The following is an 18,589-nucleotide window of genomic DNA, read 5'->3' as shown; positions in this document are numbered from 1 at the left end:
CACAACGCGAGGCCGCCAGAACCTTTCGGTCCTGGCGGCCTCGTAGCAGGTGCCCCAGCAGTGCCCGCGGTCAGCCCTTCTTGGCCGACTCCGCGTCCGCCTTCTCGTCGCCGTCGGCCGCGTCCTTCGCCGGGGTGTCCTCGTCCGCGTCCTTCGCCGAAGCCGAGGTGTCCTCGGCAGCGCCGTCGGCGGAAGCGTCGTCCGCGTCCTCGTCGGCGGCGTCCGCGGGGCCGTCATCGGCGGCCTTGTCCTCCGGGTCCGCCACCGTCTCGGACTGCTCGGACTTCGCGGAGGCCTCGGGCCGCTCCGGCTCGACGATCTCCTCGCGCCCCGGCCGCACCCGCGACGAGATCACGATGTACGCCACCGCCAGCACGAAGACCACGATCGAGGTCCATACGTTCAGACGCAGCCCCAGTACATGGTGCGCCTCGTCGACCCGCATGTACTCGATCCAGCCCCGGCCCAGGCAGTACGCCGCGACGTACAGCGCGAACGCCCGCCCGTGCCCGAGTTTGAAGCGCCGGTCGGCCCAGATGACCAGCAGCGCGACGCCGATGCACCACAGGGACTCGTACAGGAACGTCGGGTGGTAGAAGCCCGCCTCGCGGTTCGTACCCTCGGTGATCTTGAGGGCCCACGGCAGATCCGTCGGCTTGCCGTACAGCTCCTGGTTGAACCAGTTGCCCCAGCGGCCGATCGCCTGTGCGAAGGCGATCGCGGGCGCGAGGGCGTCCGCCCAGGCAGGCAGCGGGATCCCGCGGCGGCGGCAGCCGATCCAGGCGCCGACCGCGCCCAGCGCGATCGCGCCCCAGATACCGAGGCCGCCCTCCCAGATCTTGAAGGCGTCGACCCAGTTCTCACCCTCGCTGAAGTACAGCTGGTAGTCGGTGATCACGTGGTAGAGCCGACCGCCGACGAGACCGAAAGGCACGGCCCAGACGGCGATGTCGGCCACGGTGCCGGCTTTGCCGCCCCGCGCGATCCAGCGCTTGTTGCCGTACCAGACGGCGACGAAGACGCCGATGATGATGCAGAAGGCATAGCCGCGCAGCGGGAGGGGTCCGAGATGGATCACTCCGGTCGACGGGCTGGGAATGTAGGCAAGTTCCATGGCAGGACCGACGCTACCCTGCCGGGTGGGAGGCACGGCAACCCACCCGGCAACGTATGAATAACGAGCCGCGCTTCGTCGTACGGCGGGAACCGCACCTGCGGCGGGAAGCCTTCGTCGTACGACGGCAAGCCGTCAGGAGGCCCCGGCGCTCGGGATCGGCGTGGACGTGCCCGGCTTCTTGCCCTTGTTCGCCGCTTCGACCCACTTCTTGAGGTTCGCCACGGAGAGCTGCTCACCGCCCTTGTTCGGGAAGATCGACTCCCCGTTGAGCAGCAGGGTCGGCGTGCCACGGAAGCCGCCGTTGACGAAGGCGGTGTTCGACTTGGCCACCCAGGCGTCGTGCTTCCCCTCCTCCACACAGCTGCGGAATGCGGGGGTGACGAGACCTTCGACCTTGCCCGCGAGCTCGATCAGCCTGCTGTTCTCGCCGAAGGCGTCCTCCTGTTCCGGCGGCTGGTTCTGGTAGAGGACATCGTGGTACGGGCCGAACCTGCCGACGTCCTGCGCGCAGGCCGCGGCGTTCGCGGCGCGGAGGGAGCCGCTGCCGCCCATGTTCCCGTCGATGATGGTGGCCAGGTGGTACTCGACCTTCAGCTTGCCCGCCTCCTCCAGCTCGTGGATGGTGGCCCGGAAGACGTTCTCGAACTGCCCGCAGACCGGGCAGCGGAAGTCCTCCCACACCGTGAGCGTGGCGGGGGCATCGCTCGCGCCCACCGGGATGGCGAGCTGGTCCTTGCCCTGCGCCCCCGCGGGCGCGAGGAGCGGACCGGCGTCGGAGCCGTCCTTCGACGCGTTCTTGCCGGCATTGGCGGCGATCACGCCGACGACGGCGGCGAGGCCGAGTACACCGACGACCGCTGCGGTGATGATCAGCGTCCGCCGGCGTTTCTCACGGGCTTTCTGCGACGCACGTTCCTGCTGGAGCCGCTCACGCGCGGTCCGCTTCCGTTCCTGATTCTCGCTCACGTCCCGCAAACGAACCGGGGAGGCATGTCGCATGCCTCCCCGGTCCGAGATCCACTCGTACGAGCTACCGGTCCCGGCGCACGCCCCGGGCGAGATCGGCCGCGAGTTCCCGTACGGCCAGCAGGCCCGCGGAGCGGTCGGGTGCGTCGAGGAGCCGCTTGACGAAAGCGGACCCGACGATCACGCCGTCGGCGAAGCCGGCGACCTCCGCGGCCTGATCGGGGTTGGAGACGCCGAGGCCCACGCAGACCGGCAGGTCGGTGGCGGCGCGGGTACGCCGTACCAGGTCCTGAGCCTGCGCACCCACCGACTCACGGGTGCCGGTGACGCCCATCAGCGATGCCGCGTACACAAAGCCGGAACCGGCCGCCGTGATCTTCGCCAGCCGGGCGTCCTTGCTGCTCGGCGCGACGACGAAGACCGTGGCGAGGCCGTGCTTCTCGGCGTGCTCGCGCCACACACCGGCCTCCTCGACCGGCAGGTCGGGCAGGATGCAGCCCGCGCCGCCCGCCTCGGCGAGCTCGGCGGTGAAGCGCTCGATGCCGTACCGGTCGATCGGATTCCAGTACGTCATGACGAGCACCGGTTTCCCGGTGGCCTCGTGCGCCTCGCGGACCGTACGCATCACATCGGCGATCTTCACGCCGCCGCGCAGCGCGATGTCGTCGGCGGTCTGGATGACCGGCCCGTCCAGGACGGGGTCGCTGTGCGGCAGTCCGACCTCGACCACGTCGGCGCCGCCGTCCAGGGCGGCCTTGACCGCCTCGATGCCGCCGTCGACGCTCGGGAAGCCGGCCGGGAGATACGCGATGAGCGCGGCCCGGTTCTCGTCCCTGGCCTGCGCCAGGGTCTCGTTCAACAGCTTGATGTTCCCGCTCACTTCGCGTCCCCCTCGCCGTCGTAGAGCCCGAAGTACCGGGCGGCCGTGTCCATGTCCTTGTCGCCGCGGCCGGACAGATTGACCAGGATCAACCCGTCCTTGCCGAGCTCCTTGCCGAGCTCCAGCGCTCCGGCGAGCGCGTGCGCGGACTCGATCGCCGGAATGATGCCCTCGGTACGGGACAGCAGCCGCAGCGCCTGCATGGCCTCGTCGTCGGTCACCGCGCGGTACTCGCCGCGGCCGATGTCCTTGAGGTACGAGTGCTCGGGGCCGATGCCCGGGTAGTCGAGTCCGGCGGAGATCGAGTAGGGCTCGGTGATCTGGCCCTCCTCGTCCTGCAGGACGTACGAGCGTGAACCGTGCAGGATGCCGGGCTCGCCCGCGGTCAGGGTGGCCGCGTGCTCGCCGGACTCGATGCCGTGCCCCGCGGGCTCGCAGCCCACGAGGCGTACGTCCGCGTCCGGGATGAAGGCGTGGAACAGTCCGATCGCGTTGGATCCGCCGCCGACGCAGGCGACGGCCGCGTCCGGCAGCCGGCCGGCCCGCTCCAGGATCTGGCGGCGGGCCTCGACGCCGATGACCCGGTGGAAGTCGCGGACCATCGCGGGGAAGGGGTGCGGTCCGGCGACCGTGCCGAAGAGATAGTGCGTACGGTCCACATTGGCGACCCAGTCGCGGAAGGCCTCGTTGATGGCGTCCTTCAGGGTCCGGCTGCCGGAGGTCACCGGGATGACCTCGGCACCGAGGATCCGCATCCGCGCCACGTTCAGGGCCTGGCGCTGGGTGTCGATCTCGCCCATGTAGATCGTGCACTCGAGGCCGAAGAGGGCGCAGGCGGTCGCGGTGGCGACGCCGTGCTGGCCGGCGCCGGTCTCGGCGATGACGCGGGTCTTGCCCATGCGCTTGGTGAGCAGCGCCTGGCCGAGAACGTTGTTGATCTTGTGCGATCCCGTGTGGTTCAGGTCCTCCCGCTTCAGGAAGACCCGGGCACCGCCGGCGTGCTCGGCGAACCGGGGCACCTCGGTGAGCGCGCTGGGGCGGCCGGTGTAGTTGACCATGAGCTCGTTGAGCTCGGCGACGAAGGCGGGGTCGGCCTTTGCCTTGTCGTACTCGACGGCGACCTCGTCGACGGCGGCGACGAGGGCCTCGGGGATGAACTTGCCGCCGAAGGCGCCGAAGTAGCCCTCGGGGGTGGGAACTTGACCCTCCGGGTCGGGAATGAAGAAGTCAGAAGACATCCGACGTACTCCTCAGAAGGGGCTGACGCCCCAGAAGTCTGGTGTGCAGGGGACACGGTATGCGCGCGTCGTGGGTGACCGGGCGGGGATTTCCCCAACCCCGCCCTCCCCCAGAGCTTCGCCTGGGTGGGGGTGCCCCCGGCGCAGCCAGGGGGAGTACCCCCATCCCGTAACCGGGGGCCGGCCCCCGGACCCGCACGGGGCTGATTTTCCGCCGGTCGGCCTGAGGCTTCAGGCCGACCGGCGAGAAATGCAAGCCCCGTCTGGGGTCCCCCCGGACGAAGTTTGGGGGAGATCGAGGACATGCGGCCGAAGGTCGCATACGGGGTTCGGGGCGGAGCCCCGATTCGGGAAGGGGCGGGTAGGGGAACAGCCCCGCGCAGCGGGACGCCTAGCGCGCGCAGGCCCCGCGCCATCGCATGCCGTTGACCTGGCCCGGCTCCGAGCCGATGACATACCGCACCCGCCGGCCGTGCACCCGCCTGGCCGGGGCCCGGCAGCCGCGCGGCTTGCAGCCCCGCGCGAGCGGTGCGTGCGGGTCCCGCGCGGGCAGTCCGGCGCGCACACCGGCCGGCCGCGGACGGCGGCCCGCGGTGGTCGGTCGGCAGACGCAGCGGACGGTCATCGAGGGGTCAGCTCCGCCCGTGCCGCAGGGCCGGGTGCGCCCCCGCCGCCACCAGGTCGGCGACTGCCGACTTGGGGTCGCGGCCGGTGACCAGGGACTCGCCGACGAGCACCGCGTCGGCGCCCGCGTTGGCGTAGGCGATCAGGTCGTGCGGACCGCGCACACCGGACTCGGCGATCTTGACGATGTGCGCCGGGATCTCGGGCGCGACGCGGTCGAACGTCGCCCGGTCGACCTTGAGCGTCTTCAGGTCGCGCGCATTGACACCGATGATCTTCGCACCGGCCTCCACCGCCCGCTCGACCTCGTCCTCGTCGTGCACCTCGACCAGCGGGGTCAGCCCGATCGACTCCGCGCGCTCGATCAGCGAGACCAGCGCCTCCTGCTCCAGCGCGGCGACGATCAGCAGCACGAGGTCGGCGCCGTACGCCCTGGCCTCCCACAGCTGGTACGCGGTGACGATGAAGTCCTTGCGCAGCACCGGGATGTCCACCCGGGCGCGGACGGCCTCCAGGTCCTCGAGCGAACCGCCGAAGCGGCGCTGCTCGGTCAGTACGGAGATGACGGCCGCGCCGCCCGCCTCGTAGTCCGCGGCGAGCCCGGCCGGGTCGGCGATCGCGGCGAGCGCGCCCTTCGACGGGCTGGAGCGCTTGACCTCGCAGATCACATGGACGCCCTCGCCACGCAGCGCGGCGACGCCGTCCTTGGCCGCGGGAGCCTTGCCGACGCGCTCCTTGAGCTCGTCGAGGCTGACACGCGCCTGCCGCTCTGCGAGGTCGGCGCGCACGCCTTCAATGATCTCGTCGAGCACACTCACGCGAGCAGCCCCCTTCCGGGACGGTGATGGTTCAGGATCAGCCATGTCGATGGTATCCGCAGGAGGGCCCCGGGCTCGCATCCGGTTGACGGCTGTCCCACTACCTGGGACTTCACGGAGCCAGGGCAGAGCCGAACGGAAGGTTCCGCACCACGCTGAAGATCAGCCCGAGGCCGCCGAGCGCCCACCACCACACCGGTGCCACGGCGATCCGGACGGGCACGCCCCGTACCGCGCGAATCAGCCACACCACCCACACCACGGCGAAGACTCCGTAGCCCACGACGGCCATGGCATTGGACCCGAGCGCGGTCGTCAGATCGCCGTGGATGAAGGCATGCGCGCTGCGCAGGCCGCCGCAGCCGGGGCAGTAGATCCCGGTGAAACGGAGCAGGGGGCAGACCGGGTAGTGGCCCGGTTCATTCGGGTCGACCGTGCCGACGAAGGCGAAGGCCGCCGCGACTCCGGCAAAGGTGACCAGGGGCGCGGCAAGACGCCGCGTGAGCGGCCCGGGACCGGGCTCGCCGGGAAAGGGGGCAGGAGGCGAAGGGGGCGGGGAAGGCATGGCGTCCACGCCGTGATTCTGCCCGTTCACACGGAAAGGCGCATCCCGGTGGGAACGGGGCTGCGCCTCGCGTACGGCAGGGCCGCGGCGGACGTCGGGCGGGACGACGTCAGGCGGACGTCTCCGCCGTGGCCGGCTGCGCCGTGGCGGTCGCCGCGGCCGGCTGCGTCCGGAGCTGCGCTGACTCCTTCGGCATGCCCAGGCCCGCGGCCTTCATCGCACCGCCGACAACGCCGCCGAGGAGGATGACGACGATGCCGCCCCAGAAGCCGAGCGGATTGGCGGCCACCATGAAGACGCCGGCGATGCAGAAGCCGATGAAGACGATGGTGACGCCGGTCCAGGCGGCCGGGGTGTGTCCGTGGCTGCTGCCCGCCATGTGTGTGCTCCTCCGTGATGTTCTGTGGCTGATTGCTCTGTGGTGAGCCGGACGCTCGCCCATCATTGTCCCGTACGCCGTGCATCGCGGTGACGTGGGGTCTGTCACGTAGGCCGTGTCTCCGGCCGGGGTACCTCACGCTTCTTGCGTCGGGTCCTCGCCTCGGTCCAGGGCCTTCCAGAGGTCCTCGGGCCGGTCCGGGTCCACGACCGCGGCCTTACGGGGCCTCGGGTTGCCGTCGCGCTCGTACCGGCCGGACATCGCGGGCCACAGCTTGCCGTAGCGCAGCGCGAGCAGGCCCGCGAGCAGGATCAGCACGCCGCCGGCCACGGTCACGTACGGCCAGGGCGTGTGCGTGAGGGCGTCGACGGTGGCGGAGCTGTCGCCGGTGGTCTTCGCCGCCTTCTCGTCGAGTGCCGCGCTGTCGGAGGCCCCCAGGAACGCGGCGAACGCCGCGCCGGCGCCGCTGAGGGCGAGCAGTACGGAGACGAGCAGCCGGCCGGCCCTGCGGACCGCGAAGACGGCGACGAGGGCGGCCAGGCCGACGATCGCGAGCGCCGTCGGGACGCCGGTGACATCGCTGCCCCGGGCGTCGAGCGGCAGGCTGCCGCCGCCGACGGCCGCCGTGCCCTCGGCCCAGATCTGGCCGGCGGCGAGCAGGACGACGGTCGCGCCCACGGCGCCGAGGAACAGGGCGGCGGCGAGGCTGCGCCGGCTGCTCAGGGCGGCGGACGCGGCTTCGGCGCGTGGCTGGGGTACGGGTACAGCGCTCACATACCCCACTATCCCTTACCGCCGATTCAACCGCCCAGGCGGTTCGCCGTGTGTACGGCGCGGAGCACCGCGGCCGCCTTGTTGCGGCACTCGGTGTCCTCGCCGACCGGGTCCGAGTCGGCCACCACACCGGCTCCGGCCTGGACGTATGCCGTGCCGTCGCGCAGCAGCGCGGTGCGGATGGCGATCGCGGTGTCGGAGTCCCCGGCGAAGTCGAGATAGCCGACGCAGCCGCCGTACAGCCCGCGCCGCGAGGGCTCCAGCTCGTCGATGATCTGCATCGCGCGGGGCTTGGGCGCCCCGGACAGCGTGCCCGCGGGGAAGCAGGCGGTGAGCACGTCGAACGCGGTACGGCCCTCGGCGACCTGGCCGGTCACGGTCGAGACGATGTGCATGACGTGGGAGTACCGCTCGATCGACATGAAGTCGACGACCTCGACGCTGCCGGGCGCGCAGACCCGGCCCAGGTCGTTGCGGCCGAGGTCGACGAGCATCAGATGCTCGGCGCGCTCCTTGGGGTCGGCCAGCAGCTCGTCGGCGAGCGCCTGGTCCTCCTGCGGCGTCGCACCGCGCGGCCGGGTGCCGGCGATCGGGTGCACCATGGCGTGCCCGTCCTCGACCTTGACGAGAGCTTCGGGGGAGGAACCCACCACGTCGAAGCCGTCGAAGCGGAAGAGGTACATGTACGGCGACGGATTGGTGGCCCGCAGCACGCGATAGACGTCCAGCGCGCTTGCGCGGCAAGGGGTTTCGAACCGCTGGGACGGCACGACCTGGAAGGCCTCGCCCGCCCGGATGCGCTCCTTGATGTCGTCGACCGCGTCCTGGTAGGCCTTGCCGCCCCACAGCGCGGAGAACTCCGGCAGCTCGGAGGGCGGCAGCGCGGCGGGCTCCGATGCGAGCGGCCGCGCGAGGTCGCTCTCCATGGCGTCGAGACGGGCGACGGCGTCCGCGTACGCCTCGTCCACGCCGGTGTCGAGGTCGTTGTGGTTGATGGCGTTGGCGATCAGCAGGACGGTGCCGTCCCAGTGGTCGAGCACAGCGAGGTCCGAGGTGAGCAGCATGGTCAGCTCGGGGAGCTTCAGGTCGTCGCGCTCGCCGGGGCCGATCTTCTCCAGCCTGCGGACGATGTCGTACCCGAGATAGCCGACCATGCCGCCGGTGAAGGGCGGCATACCGGAGGCGAGGTCGCGGGGAGTGTGCAACGCCTCGACGGTCGTGCGCAGGGCCTCGAGCGGGTCGCCGTCGACCGGGACGCCGACCGGCGGTGTGCCGAGCCAGTGGGCCTGGCCGTCACGCTCGGTGAGCGTGCCCGCGCTGCGGACGCCCACGAAGGAGTAGCGCGACCAGGAGCGGCCGTTCTCGGCGGACTCGAGGAGGAAGGTGCCGGGCCGCTCGGCGGCGAGCTTGCGGTAGAGCCCGACCGGGGTGTCGCCGTCCGCGAGGAGGCGGCGGCTGACGGGGACGACACGGCGGTCGGCGGCCAGCTTGCGGAACGTCTCGAGATCCATGGCGCCCGACCCTACTTGTCCAGCAGGACGTCGGCGTCGAAGCAGGTGCGGTCCCCTGTGTGGCAGGCGGCGCCGATCTGGTCGACCTTGACGAGGATCGCGTCGGCGTCGCAGTCCAGGGCGACCGACTTGACGTACTGGACATGGCCTGAGGTGTCGCCCTTGACCCAGTACTCCTGGCGGCTGCGGGACCAGTAGGTACAGCGGCCGGTGGTCAGGGTGCGGTGCAGGGCCTCGTCGTCCATCCAGCCCAGCATCAGCACCTCACCGGTGTCGTACTGCTGGGCGATGGCCGGGAGCAGGCCGTCGGCGCTGCGCCTGAGGCGGGCGGCGACGGCGGGATCGAGGGAGTTTGCGGGGACACTGCTGGTCATACGGCCATTGTGCCGTGCCCGACGAGAGTGACGGTCGGTGCGTCCACTGGGCGGACCGGGTGCCCCGGCCGTACGCTGGCGGGCATGTCGACCCATGCCAAGCGTGAACGACTTATGCTCGCCGACCTGTTGGAGATGGTGGGCCCCGAGGCCCGGACTCTGTGTGCCGGCTGGACGACCTGGGATCTCGCCGCCCATGTGGTGGTGCGCGAGCGGCGGCCCGACGCGGCCGGCGGGATACTGCTCGGCGTGCTCCGGGACCGTCTGGAGCGGGTGCAGGCAGAGTTCGCCGCGAAGCCGTACGAGGAGCTGATCCAGCTGATCCGTACGGGGCCACCGCGGATGTCGTTTTACGGGATCAAGCAGATCGACGAGGCGGCGAACACCGTCGAGTTCTTTGTGCACTCCGAGGATGTGCGGCGGGCGCAGCCGGAATGGACGCCGCGGCAGCTGGACCAGGTGTTCGAGAACGCGCTGTGGTCGCGTCTTGAGAAGGCGGCCCGGCTGCTGGGCCGCAGGTCGCCGGTGGGTCTGGTGCTGCGGCGTACGGACGGGCAGACGGCGGTGGCCCACCGCGGCACCCCGGTGGTGACCGTGACCGGGGAGCCGAGCGAGCTGACGATGTTCGCGTTCGGGCGGCAGGACGTGGCCCAGGTGGATCTGGAGGGCGACAAGGAGTCGATCGCCCGGCTGCACGAGGTCAGCCCGTTCGACATGTGACCCCGGCTCCGGCGCGGCAGCCGGGCTTCAGCGGACCGGGTGCCCGGCCTCCCGCAGGGTGTCCTTCACCTGCGAGATGCGCAGGTCGCCGAAGTGGAAGACCGAAGCCGCGAGCACCGCGTCCGCGCCCGCAGCGATCGCGGGCGGGAAGTCCGCAAGCCTGCCCGCACCACCGGAGGCGATGACCGGGACGGTGACGTGCTTCCGTACCGCCGCGATCATCTCCGTGTCGTAGCCGTCCTTCGTGCCGTCCGCGTCCATCGAGTTGAGCAGGATCTCGCCCGCGCCGAGATCGGCGGCCCGGTGCGCCCATTCGACGGCGTCGATGCCGGTGCCCTTGCGGCCGCCGTGCGTCGTCACCTCGAACGAGCCCGACTCGGTACGGCGGGCGTCGACCGACAGCACCAGCACCTGGCGGCCGAAGCGCTCGGCGATCTCGCGGATCAGCTCGGGTCGGGCGATCGCCGCGGTGTTCACCCCGACCTTGTCGGCGCCCGCGCGCAGCAGCTTGTCCACATCGTCGGCGCTGCGTACGCCGCCGCCCACGGTCAGCGGGATGAACACCTGCTCGGCGGTGCGGCGCACCACGTCGTACGTCGTCTCCCGGTTGCCGGACGAGGCCGTGATGTCGAGGAAGGTCAGCTCGTCGGCGCCCTCGGCGTCGTACAGCTTGGCCATCTCGACGGGGTCGCCGGCGTCGCGCAGATTCTGGAAGTTGACGCCCTTGACGACCCGGCCGTTGTCCACGTCCAGGCAGGGGATGACTCGGACCGCGAGGGTCATGACTGCTCTGCTCCTCGGAAGGCTTCGACTTCTACTTCGACCAGGATGCGCGGGTCGACGAAACCCTCGACCACCAGGAGGGTCGCGGCTGGGCGCACGGAGTCGAACAACTCCTTGTGTGCCCGGGACACCTCGTCGACATCGCGCGCATGGGTCAGATACATCCGGGTGCGGATCACCGACTCGGCACCGAGCCCGAATTCCTTCAGCGCTTCAAGCGCGTTGCCGAAGGCCACCCGTGTCTGCTCGTACGGATCGCCCTCGCCGTACAGCACCCGGCCCTTGAAGGACGTGGTACCCGCCACGAGTACCCGGTCGCCCGCCGCGACAGCGCGCGCGAAGCCGATGGTCTCTTCCCAGGGACTGCCGCTCTGCACGCGCCGTACGCCGGTCATTCGGACACAGCCTCCAGGGCCTCTTCCAGGGTGAACGCCTTCGCGTACAGCGCCTTGCCCACGATCGCGCCCTCCACACCCTGCGGCACAAGAGACGCGATCGCTCGAAGGTCGTCGAGCGACGAGACGCCGCCTGAGGCGACGACGGGCTTGTCGGTGGCCGCGCAGACGTTCCGCAGCAGCTCCAGGTTGGGGCCCTGCAGCGTGCCGTCCTTGGCGATGTCGGTGACGACGTAACGGGCGCAGCCCTCGGAGTCGAGGCGGGCCAGCGTCTCGTAGAGGTCGCCGCCGTCGCGGGTCCAGCCGCGGCCGCGCAGCGTCGTGCCCCGTACGTCCAGGCCTACCGCGATCTTGTCGCCGTGCTCGGCGATGACCTTGGCGACCCACTCGGGGGTCTCCAGCGCGGCCGTGCCCAGGTTGACCCGGGTGCAGCCGGTGGCCAGCGCGGCCGCGAGCGAGGCGTCGTCGCGGATGCCGCCGGAGAGCTCGACCTTGATGTCCATGGCCCTGGCGACCTCGGCGATCAGCGCCCGGTTGTCGCCGGTGCCGAACGCGGCGTCCAGGTCGACCAGATGCAGCCACTCGGCGCCGGCGCGCTGCCAGGTCAGGGCAGCCTCCAGCGGGGAGCCGTACGAGGTCTCCGTACCGGACTCGCCATGTACCAGGCGGACGGCCTGGCCGTCGCGGACGTCGACTGCGGGCAGGAGTTCAAGCTTCGGCATTACAGCGTCTCAATCCAGTTGGTCAGCAGCTGGGCGCCGGCGTCGCCGGACTTCTCGGGGTGGAACTGCGTCGCCCACAGCGCGTTGTTCTCCACGGCGGCGACAAAGCGCTCGCCGTGCGTGGCCCAGGTGACGTGGGGCGCGCGGATGGCGGGGTTGGTGATCTCCAGCTCCCACTCGTGCACGGCGTAGGAGTGCACGAAGTAGAAGCGGGCGTCGGGCTCGACACCGGCGAAGAGCCGGCTGCCGGCGGGCGCCTGAACGGTGTTCCAGCCCATGTGGGGGACGATCGGGGCCTTGAGGGGGCCGACCGTGCCGGGCCACTCGTCGAGGCCCTCGGTCTCCACGCCGTGCTCGATGCCGCGCGCGAAGAGGATCTGCATGCCGACGCAGATGCCCATGACCGGGCGGCCGCCGGAGAGGCGGCGGCCGACGATCCACTCGCCGCGGGCCTTCTTCAGGCCCTCCATGCAGGCGGAGAAGGCGCCGACGCCGGGCACGAGGAGCCCGTCGGCGTTCATGGCGGCGTCGAAGTCGCGGGTGATCTCGACGTCCGCGCCGACGCGCGCCAGAGCGCGCTCGGCGGAGCGGACGTTGCCGAATCCGTAGTCGAAGACGACGACCTTCTTGGGTGCGCTCATTCCCAGATCCCCTGAATCCGCAGGACACCGGCGACGAGGCACATCACGGAGCCGATGCCGAGGAGCACGATCAGGCCCTTGGGCATGTCCTGCTTGACGAACGAGTAGACACCGCCGGCGAGAAACAGCCCGACGACGATGAGGACGGTGGAGAGGCCGGTCATGAAGTTACAGGGCGCCCTTCGTGGAGGGGAGGATGCCGGCGGCGCGCGGGTCGCGCTCACTGGCGTAGCGCAGGGCCCGGGCCAGCGCCTTGAACTGGCACTCCACGATGTGGTGCGCGTTGCGCCCGTACGGGACGTGCACGTGCAGCGCGATCTGGGCCTGCGCGACGAAGGACTCCAGGATGTGCCGGGTCATCGTCGTGTCGTACGAGCCGATCATGGGCGCCATGTTCTCGGGCTCGGTGTGCACGAGGTAGGGGCGTCCCGAGAGGTCCACGGTGACCTGGGCAAGGGACTCGTCCAGCGGCACGGTGCAGTTGCCGAATCGATAGATCCCCACCTTGTCGCCGAGCGCCTGCTTGAAGGCGGCGCCCAGAGCGAGGGCGGTGTCCTCGATGGTGTGGTGCGAGTCGATGTGCAGATCGCCCTCGGTCTTCACGGTGAGGTCGAACAGACCGTGGCGGCCGAGCTGGTCGAGCATGTGGTCGTAGAAGCCGACCCCGGTCGACACATCGACCTTTCCGTGGCCGTCGAGGTCGATCTCGACGACGACGGACGTCTCCTTGGTGGTGCGTTCGACACGGCCAACCCGGCTCATGCGTCGTACTCCTTCTTCAGCTCACGAACCGCGTCGAGGAACGCGTCGTTCTCTTCGGGGGTGCCGGCGGTGACGCGCAGCCACCCGGGCACTGAGTTGTCACGGACCAGGACGCCGCGGTCCAGGATCTTCTGCCAGGCCTCGTGGCTGTCGGTGAAGCGGCCGAACTGGACGAAGTTCGCGTCCGATTCGGTGACCTCCCAGCCGATCGCCCGCAGCTCGGTGACCAGCCGGTCCCGCTCGGTCTTCAGCTGCTCGACATACCCGAGCAGCGTATCGGTGTGCTCCAGCGCGGCGAGCGCGGTGGCCTGGGTGACGGCGGACAGGTGATACGGCAGCCGCACCAGCTGGACGGCGTCGACCACGGCGGGGTGCGCGGCCAGATAGCCCAGGCGCAGACCGGCCGCGCCGAAGGCCTTGGACATGGTGCGCGAGACCACCAGGTTCGGCCGGCCCTCGATCAGCGGCAGCAGCGAGGGGCGGTGGCTGAATTCGACGTACGCCTCGTCGACCACGACTATCGCCCCGGCATGAGCAGCCCTGGCGGCCTGGGCGGCCTCGTACAGCGCGAGAACCGTTTCGGCCTCGACCGCGGTGCCCGTGGGGTTGTTGGGCGAGGTGATGAAGACGACGTCCGGCGCGTTCTCGGCGATGGCCTGCTCGGCCGCCGCGAGGTCGATGGTGAAGTCGTCGTTGCGCGGGCCCGAGATCCAGCCGGTGCCGGTGCCGCGCGCGATGAGCGCGTGCATCGAGTACGAGGGCTCGAAGCCGATCGCGGTACGGCCCGGGCCGCCGAAGGTCTGCAGCAGCTGCTGGATGACCTCGTTGGAGCCGTTGGCCGCCCATACGTTCTGGATGCCGACCGGGTGCTTTGCGGTGCGGGTCAGATACGCGGCCAGCTCGGTGCGCAGCTCCACCGCGTCCCGGTCGGGGTAGCGGTTGAGCCCGCGCGCGGCCTCGGTGACCCGCTCGGCGATCCGCTCGACGAGCGGCTCGGGCAGCGGATACGGGTTCTCGTTGGTGTTCAGTTGTACGGGAACGTCCAACTGGGGCGCGCCGTAAGGGGACTTGCCCCGCAGCTCGTCCCGTACGGGAAGGTCGTCGATGCCGGTCATGCCTTCGGCACCTTCCACCCGAAGCGCGCCTTCATCGCGGCTCCGTGCGCGGGCAGGTCCTCGGCCTCCGCGAGCGTCACCACGTGGTGGGTGACCTCGGCGAGCGCGTCCCGCGTGTAGTCCACGATGTGGATCCCGCGCAGGAAGGACTGTACGGACAGGCCGGAGGAGTGGCAGGCGCAGCCGCCGGTCGGCAGGACATGGTTGGAGCCCGCGCAGTAGTCCCCGAGTGAGACCGGCGCCCAGGGGCCGACGAAGATCGCGCCGGCGTTGCGGACGCGGGCGGCGACCGCGGAGGCGTCGACGGTCTGGATCTCCAGGTGCTCGGCTCCGTAGGCGTTGACGACCCGCAGGCCCTCCTCGACGCCGTCGACCAGGACGATTGCGGACTGCTTGCCGCTCAGTGCGGGGACGATCCGGTCCTCGATGTGCCTGGTGGCCGCGATCTGCGGCTCCAGCTCCTTCTCGACCGCGTCCGCCAGCTGGGTGGAGTCGGTGACCAGCACGGCGGCGGCCATCGGGTCGTGCTCGGCCTGGCTGATCAGGTCGGCGGCGACGTGCACCGGGTCGGCACTCTCGTCGGCCAGGATCGCGATCTCGGTCGGTCCGGCCTCGGTGTCGATGCCGATACGTCCGGTGAAGTACCGCTTGGCCGCGGCGACCCAGATATTGCCCGGGCCCGTGACCATATTGGCCGGGGCGCACTCCTCAGTGCCGTACGCGAACATGGCGACGGCCTGGGCGCCGCCCGCGGCGTACACCTCGTCGACGCCGAGCAGCGCGCACGCGGCCAGAATCGTCGGGTGCGGCAGTCCGCCGAACTCCTTCTGCGGCGGCGAGGCGAGCGCGATGGACTCGACGCCGGCCTCCTGCGCCGGTACGGCGTTCATGATCACGGAGGAGGGGTAGACGGAGCGGCCGCCCGGTGCGTACAGACCGACGCGCTCGACCGGGACCCACTTCTCGGTGACGCTGCCGCCGGGGACGACCTGGGTGGTGTGCTCGCTGCGACGCTGCGCCCGGTGCACAATCCTGGCGCGCCGGATCGACTCCTCCAGGGCGGCCTTGACCTGGGGGTCCAGCTGCTCCAGGGCGTCGGCAATGGCAGCCGCGGGCACCCGCACCCGCTCCAGCTTGACGCCGTCGAACCGCTCCGCGTAGTCGATCAGTGCCGCGGTGCCCCGATGATGCACGGCCTCGCAGATGGGCCGCACCTTCTCCAGGGCGGCTTCCACGTCGAACTCGGCACGGGGCAGCAGGTCGCGCAGAGCGCCACCCTCCGGGAGGGCGTCGCCGCGCAGATCGATTCGTGAGATCACGGAACCAATTCTCTCAGACCGGAATCGGCCTGTGGTCGTCCGTATCACTGGCTGATATGAGTCCCGCAACATGACCATGACCACTAGCGTTCAGTCCGTTACTGAGCGGGAAGAACATCTGTACGAACGAAGGAAGCGGAGGAGCGGCAGTGACCGAGCCGCTGGACGGCGGGCCGCCGGACGGACTGAGCCCGACCGAGCTGCGCATGTGGAACGCCTTCAAAAACGGGAGTACGTACGACCTGAGCGATCCCAACCCCTTGCTGAACGATCCCTTCTCGCCACGCCCCTGGGGCGAGGAGCGCAGCGTCCGTGCGAGCATCGTCGCCCGGCTGCTGCTCAGCGGACCGCCCGCGCGGCCCGGCCGGGTCGCGGCCCTCAAGCTCCGCGGAGTGCAGATCACCGGCACCCTCAAACTCGCGGGCGGCAGCATCGCCCCGTACGTCGAGCTGAACGGCTGCCGCTTCGACAGCGAACTGCTGATGCCCGAGGCCCACTTCACCACGGTGCGCATGGTCGGCTGTGCGATCCCGCGGATCGAGGCGGCCCGGCTGCGCACCGAGGGCGATCTCCATCTGCCGCGCTGCCGGGTCGAGCACGGCATCCGGCTCACCGACGCGCAGATCGGCACCGATCTGCTGCTCAACCAGATCCATGTCCGGCCGGACCGCCGGGGCCGGGCGATCACCGCCGACGGGATGTCGGTGGCGCAGGACTTACAGGCCGAACTGATAGAGACCTACGGCGAGTTCAGCCTGCGCGGCGCGAAGGTCGGGGTCTCGCTCAGCCTGCGCGGCAGCCGGCTGCGCGCGGCCGCCGAGCGGCGGGCGCTCAACGCCCCGCAGCTGAGCGTGGAGCGGACGCTCTATCTGACGGGCGCGTGGGTGAGCGAGTCCACGGGCAACCAGGGCTCCACTCCCCCGTTCGGCATCGCCACCAATGCGGGCACACCGACGCGCGGCACCCGGCTGCAGCCCTTCGAGTGCCATGGCGGGGTGCGGCTCGACGACGGGCGTTTCGGTGACGCGGTCGATCTGCACCGGGCACGCTTTGTGCTGAGCTCGCGCGAGGAACTGTCGCTGCGCCGGATCGCCACCCCGGAGCTGCGCTTCAACGCCGAGCGCCCCGAGGAGGGGCGTGTCGTGCTGAACGGCGCGAAGGTGGTGACGCTGATCGATCTGGCGGCGAGCTGGCCGGGGCCCGGCGGGCTCGCGATGGGCGGCTTCGTCTACGAGAACCTCGTTCCGTACGAGGCCTTCCCGCTCAGCCGCCGGCTGGAGTGGGTGGCTTCGGCGACCCCGGAGTACTCCCCGGAGCCGTACGAACGCCTCGCGACCGTGCTGCGCAACAGCGGCGAGGACGCGGACGCCCGCCAGGTGCTCCTCGCCAAGCAGCGCCGCCGCCGTGAGACGCTGCCGCTGGCCGCGAAGCTCTGGGGCTATCTCCAGGACTGGACGGTGGCGTACGGCTACCGCCCGGGCCGGGCCGCGCTGTGGATGGCGGTGCTCTGGGCGATGGGCGCACTGGCCTTCGCCCAGATCGATCCGGCGCCGATCAAGGCCGACGAGCACCCGCAGTGGAACGCGGCGCTCTATGCCCTGGATCTGCTGGTGCCGGTGATCAATCTCGGCCAGGACGGGTACTGGCAGCTCGACAGCCGCTGGCAGTGGGCGTCGGCAGCGCTGGTGCTGCTCGGCTGGATCCTCGCGACGACGGTCGCGGCCGGCGCATCCCGTCTGCTGCGCCGCGGTTGAAGTTCTTTACCCTCTCTTGACTTTTGCCAGGACAACCATTGCGCCGCTACGAAAGCTTCACAGCTGCCCCTCTGGCGCGCCTTCCGACCTGCGGTTTTCAATGGTCCGCACCATGTCATTGCTCCGTGCTCTGATCCGTACCGCGCGCATGATCCGGCATACGCCGCGGCTCGCCGACGGCCTGCCGGCCGCCGAGGCGGTACTGCTCGACGCCCCCGACGAGCGGCTGGGCCCGGCGCTGGTCGCGGCTGCGCTCGGGGAGTACGAACCGGCCGCCAAGCTGCTGGCGACCACCCGGGAATCGGCCGAGTGGGAGAACCGCGACCGGTATGTGATGCGGCTCGTCACGTTCGCGTACCACCGCGACGAGTGGCTGACGACCTGGCTCGCCGCGGCACCGCGCGACCCCGACGCACTGGTCGTCAAGGCCGAGCTCGCGGTCCGCAGGGCGTGGGAGTCACCGGCCAGGGCGGAGCGGCTGCGTGAACTGGGACCGCTGATCGACGCGGCGGCGGAGGGCGATCCGAACGATCCGGTGCCGTGGCGGATCGCTCTGGACCACGCGCGCGGCACGCATGCCGCGCACACGGCCTTCGAGTCGCTGTGGGAGCAGGCAGTGCGCCGCTCCTCGCACCACTACGGCTGTCATGTCGCGGCCCTGCAGTATCTGTCCGCGCAGTGGTACGGCTCGCACCGCGAATGCTTCGACTTCGCCGAGCAGGCGGCGGCGGACTCGCTGCCGGGCTCGCTGGTCCAGGCGCTGCCGGTGCGGGCGGCGTTCGCGCAGTTGCTGAACGGCGACACCAACTCCGTACAGGACGACCGGATCGACGCGGCGGCGGATCTCGCCATCACGCTCTCGGGCGACTACGCGGCCGCGGACCCCTGGCCGGCCGAGGTGCGCAATCTGCTGGTGTACGTGCTGGTGGCCCGAGGACGATGGGCGGATGCGCTGGAACAGTTCCGGCTGATCGGGCCGCATGCGACGTCATTTCCGTGGACATCGGTCACCGATGATCCGCTGGGGCAGTTCCTCGAAGCACGGGACGGCGTACGGATCCAGATCGCATCGACGATGCCTCTGCGCCCAAGGGCCGGACGAAGCGGGTCCGTGGGCCATTAGGCTAGACCG

Annotated in this window: 22 protein-coding genes; 3 read left to right on the top strand and 19 right to left on the bottom strand. The window is 70.6% G+C overall.

Going from position 1 to position 18,589, the window contains the following annotated elements:
* Positions 1–70 precede the first annotated feature (70 nt).
* The 11 genes from lgt to hisI all read right to left on the bottom strand — a co-directional run bounded on the left by lgt (position 71) and on the right by hisI (position 9,246).
* The gene (gene lgt / locus ACQEVG_RS09475) at positions 71–1,114 is read right to left on the bottom strand and encodes a prolipoprotein diacylglyceryl transferase (RefSeq protein ID WP_432979877.1); all 1,044 of its coding nucleotides are present in this window, start codon (positions 1,112–1,114) and stop codon (positions 71–73) included.
* Between the two features lie 135 nt (positions 1,115–1,249).
* Positions 1,250–2,116 carry a thioredoxin domain-containing protein gene (locus ACQEVG_RS09470; protein WP_432979874.1) on the bottom strand — a complete coding sequence of 289 codons (867 nt, stop codon included), beginning with the start codon at positions 2,114–2,116 and terminating at the stop codon, positions 1,250–1,252.
* Between the two features lie 31 nt (positions 2,117–2,147).
* Positions 2,148–2,963, bottom strand: a complete 816-nt coding sequence (gene trpA, locus ACQEVG_RS09465; RefSeq protein ID WP_432979871.1) for a tryptophan synthase subunit alpha — start codon at positions 2,961–2,963, stop codon at positions 2,148–2,150.
* Positions 2,960–4,201, bottom strand: a complete 1,242-nt coding sequence (gene trpB, locus ACQEVG_RS09460; RefSeq protein ID WP_432979868.1) for a tryptophan synthase subunit beta — start codon at positions 4,199–4,201, stop codon at positions 2,960–2,962. Before trpB ends, trpA begins: the two co-directional genes overlap by 4 nt.
* Before the next feature lie 391 nt (positions 4,202–4,592).
* A complete protein-coding gene (gene trpM, locus ACQEVG_RS09455) occupies positions 4,593–4,826 on the bottom strand; it encodes a tryptophan biosynthesis modulator TrpM (RefSeq protein ID WP_432979864.1) in 234 nt (77 codons plus the stop codon).
* A gap of 7 nt (positions 4,827–4,833) precedes the next feature.
* Positions 4,834–5,643: an indole-3-glycerol phosphate synthase TrpC gene (gene trpC / locus ACQEVG_RS09450; RefSeq protein ID WP_432979861.1), complete on the bottom strand. Its 810-nt coding sequence runs from the start codon at positions 5,641–5,643 to the stop codon at positions 4,834–4,836.
* A 112-nt stretch (positions 5,644–5,755) separates the two neighbouring features.
* A complete protein-coding gene (locus ACQEVG_RS09445) occupies positions 5,756–6,208 on the bottom strand; it encodes a DUF2752 domain-containing protein (protein WP_432985201.1) in 453 nt (150 codons plus the stop codon).
* Positions 6,209–6,317: 109 nt separating this feature from the next.
* Positions 6,318–6,587 carry an HGxxPAAW family protein gene (locus ACQEVG_RS09440; protein ID WP_432979858.1) on the bottom strand — a complete coding sequence of 90 codons (270 nt, stop codon included), beginning with the start codon at positions 6,585–6,587 and terminating at the stop codon, positions 6,318–6,320.
* A 135-nt stretch (positions 6,588–6,722) separates the two neighbouring features.
* Positions 6,723–7,370, bottom strand: coding sequence for a TIGR02234 family membrane protein (locus tag ACQEVG_RS09435; RefSeq protein ID WP_432979855.1), 648 nt, complete (start codon positions 7,368–7,370; stop codon positions 6,723–6,725).
* A 17-nt stretch (positions 7,371–7,387) separates the two neighbouring features.
* Positions 7,388–8,872 (bottom strand): anthranilate synthase component I, encoded by a 1,485-nt coding sequence (locus tag ACQEVG_RS09430; protein WP_432979852.1) that lies wholly within the window; start codon positions 8,870–8,872, stop codon positions 7,388–7,390.
* An 11-nt stretch (positions 8,873–8,883) separates the two neighbouring features.
* Positions 8,884–9,246, bottom strand: coding sequence for a phosphoribosyl-AMP cyclohydrolase (gene hisI / locus ACQEVG_RS09425; protein WP_432979849.1), 363 nt, complete (start codon positions 9,244–9,246; stop codon positions 8,884–8,886).
* 84 nt (positions 9,247–9,330) lie between these two features.
* Here hisI and ACQEVG_RS09420 point away from each other — a divergent pair, with 84 nt between their 5' ends.
* Complete coding sequence (locus ACQEVG_RS09420; protein ID WP_432979846.1) at positions 9,331–9,966, top strand: TIGR03085 family metal-binding protein; 636 nt, start codon at positions 9,331–9,333, stop codon at positions 9,964–9,966.
* A 27-nt stretch (positions 9,967–9,993) separates the two neighbouring features.
* Here ACQEVG_RS09420 and hisF read toward each other — a convergent pair whose 3' ends face one another.
* Genes hisF through hisD form a run of 8 tightly spaced genes read right to left on the bottom strand, consistent with a single transcriptional unit; the run spans position 9,994 to position 15,703 of the window.
* Positions 9,994–10,749 carry an imidazole glycerol phosphate synthase subunit HisF gene (gene hisF / locus ACQEVG_RS09415; protein ID WP_360881646.1) on the bottom strand — a complete coding sequence of 252 codons (756 nt, stop codon included), beginning with the start codon at positions 10,747–10,749 and terminating at the stop codon, positions 9,994–9,996.
* Positions 10,746–11,144, bottom strand: a complete 399-nt coding sequence (locus tag ACQEVG_RS09410; protein ID WP_432979842.1) for a RidA family protein — start codon at positions 11,142–11,144, stop codon at positions 10,746–10,748. Before ACQEVG_RS09410 ends, hisF begins: the two co-directional genes overlap by 4 nt.
* Positions 11,141–11,866, bottom strand: coding sequence for a bifunctional 1-(5-phosphoribosyl)-5-((5-phosphoribosylamino)methylideneamino)imidazole-4-carboxamide isomerase/phosphoribosylanthranilate isomerase PriA (gene priA / locus ACQEVG_RS09405; protein WP_432979839.1), 726 nt, complete (start codon positions 11,864–11,866; stop codon positions 11,141–11,143). The genes ACQEVG_RS09410 and priA overlap by 4 nt, the downstream gene beginning before the upstream one ends.
* Entirely contained in the window at positions 11,866–12,507 is a 642-nt protein-coding gene (gene hisH / locus ACQEVG_RS09400) for an imidazole glycerol phosphate synthase subunit HisH (protein ID WP_432979836.1), read from the bottom strand. The genes priA and hisH overlap by 1 nt, the downstream gene beginning before the upstream one ends.
* The gene (locus ACQEVG_RS09395) at positions 12,504–12,671 is read right to left on the bottom strand and encodes a hypothetical protein (protein ID WP_432979833.1); all 168 of its coding nucleotides are present in this window, start codon (positions 12,669–12,671) and stop codon (positions 12,504–12,506) included. The genes hisH and ACQEVG_RS09395 overlap by 4 nt, the downstream gene beginning before the upstream one ends.
* Before the next feature lie 4 nt (positions 12,672–12,675).
* The gene (hisB, locus tag ACQEVG_RS09390) at positions 12,676–13,269 is read right to left on the bottom strand and encodes an imidazoleglycerol-phosphate dehydratase HisB (protein WP_142216534.1); all 594 of its coding nucleotides are present in this window, start codon (positions 13,267–13,269) and stop codon (positions 12,676–12,678) included.
* Complete coding sequence (locus ACQEVG_RS09385) at positions 13,266–14,384, bottom strand: histidinol-phosphate transaminase (RefSeq protein ID WP_432979829.1); 1,119 nt, start codon at positions 14,382–14,384, stop codon at positions 13,266–13,268. The genes hisB and ACQEVG_RS09385 overlap by 4 nt, the downstream gene beginning before the upstream one ends.
* Positions 14,381–15,703: a histidinol dehydrogenase gene (hisD, locus tag ACQEVG_RS09380; RefSeq protein ID WP_432979826.1), complete on the bottom strand. Its 1,323-nt coding sequence runs from the start codon at positions 15,701–15,703 to the stop codon at positions 14,381–14,383. The genes ACQEVG_RS09385 and hisD overlap by 4 nt, the downstream gene beginning before the upstream one ends.
* A 149-nt stretch (positions 15,704–15,852) precedes the next feature.
* On the opposite strand from hisD, the gene ACQEVG_RS09375 reads away from it, so the two are divergent.
* Together ACQEVG_RS09375 and ACQEVG_RS09370 are read left to right on the top strand one after the other, a co-directional pair.
* On the top strand, positions 15,853–17,457 hold the full coding sequence (locus ACQEVG_RS09375; protein ID WP_432979823.1) for an oxidoreductase: 1,605 nt from the start codon (positions 15,853–15,855) through the stop codon (positions 17,455–17,457).
* Positions 17,458–17,557: 100 nt separating this feature from the next.
* The gene (locus ACQEVG_RS09370; RefSeq protein WP_432979820.1) at positions 17,558–18,580 is read left to right on the top strand and encodes a hypothetical protein; all 1,023 of its coding nucleotides are present in this window, start codon (positions 17,558–17,560) and stop codon (positions 18,578–18,580) included.
* Positions 18,581–18,589: the final 9 nt, after the last annotated feature.

The sequence above is a fragment of the Streptomyces sp. CA-135486 genome (assembly GCF_050936555.1).
In the GTDB taxonomy this organism is placed as follows: Bacteria; Actinomycetota; Actinomycetes; order Streptomycetales; family Streptomycetaceae; genus Streptomyces.
This window is presented reverse-complemented; position numbering and strand designations above follow the sequence as displayed.

Coding starts and splice junctions, on each gene's coding strand:
- lgt (WP_432979877.1), bottom strand. CDS start 1,114: ATGGAACTTGCCTACATTCCCAGCCCGTCGACCGGAGTGATCCATCTC.
- ACQEVG_RS09470 (WP_432979874.1), bottom strand. CDS start 2,116: ATGCGACATGCCTCCCCGGTTCGTTTGCGGGACGTGAGCGAGAATCAG.
- trpB (WP_432979868.1), bottom strand. CDS start 4,201: ATGTCTTCTGACTTCTTCATTCCCGACCCGGAGGGTCAAGTTCCCACC.
- trpM (WP_432979864.1), bottom strand. CDS start 4,826: ATGACCGTCCGCTGCGTCTGCCGACCGACCACCGCGGGCCGCCGTCCG.
- ACQEVG_RS09445 (WP_432985201.1), bottom strand. CDS start 6,208: ATGCCTTCCCCGCCCCCTTCGCCTCCTGCCCCCTTTCCCGGCGAGCCC.
- ACQEVG_RS09440 (WP_432979858.1), bottom strand. CDS start 6,587: ATGGCGGGCAGCAGCCACGGACACACCCCGGCCGCCTGGACCGGCGTC.
- ACQEVG_RS09430 (WP_432979852.1), bottom strand. CDS start 8,872: ATGGATCTCGAGACGTTCCGCAAGCTGGCCGCCGACCGCCGTGTCGTC.
- hisI (WP_432979849.1), bottom strand. CDS start 9,246: ATGACCAGCAGTGTCCCCGCAAACTCCCTCGATCCCGCCGTCGCCGCC.
- ACQEVG_RS09420 (WP_432979846.1), top strand. CDS start 9,331: ATGTCGACCCATGCCAAGCGTGAACGACTTATGCTCGCCGACCTGTTG.
- hisF (WP_360881646.1), bottom strand. CDS start 10,749: ATGACCCTCGCGGTCCGAGTCATCCCCTGCCTGGACGTGGACAACGGC.
- ACQEVG_RS09410 (WP_432979842.1), bottom strand. CDS start 11,144: ATGACCGGCGTACGGCGCGTGCAGAGCGGCAGTCCCTGGGAAGAGACC.
- priA (WP_432979839.1), bottom strand. CDS start 11,866: ATGCCGAAGCTTGAACTCCTGCCCGCAGTCGACGTCCGCGACGGCCAG.
- hisH (WP_432979836.1), bottom strand. CDS start 12,507: ATGAGCGCACCCAAGAAGGTCGTCGTCTTCGACTACGGATTCGGCAAC.
- ACQEVG_RS09395 (WP_432979833.1), bottom strand. CDS start 12,671: ATGACCGGCCTCTCCACCGTCCTCATCGTCGTCGGGCTGTTTCTCGCC.
- hisB (WP_142216534.1), bottom strand. CDS start 13,269: ATGAGCCGGGTTGGCCGTGTCGAACGCACCACCAAGGAGACGTCCGTC.
- ACQEVG_RS09385 (WP_432979829.1), bottom strand. CDS start 14,384: ATGACCGGCATCGACGACCTTCCCGTACGGGACGAGCTGCGGGGCAAG.
- ACQEVG_RS09370 (WP_432979820.1), top strand. CDS start 17,558: ATGGTCCGCACCATGTCATTGCTCCGTGCTCTGATCCGTACCGCGCGC.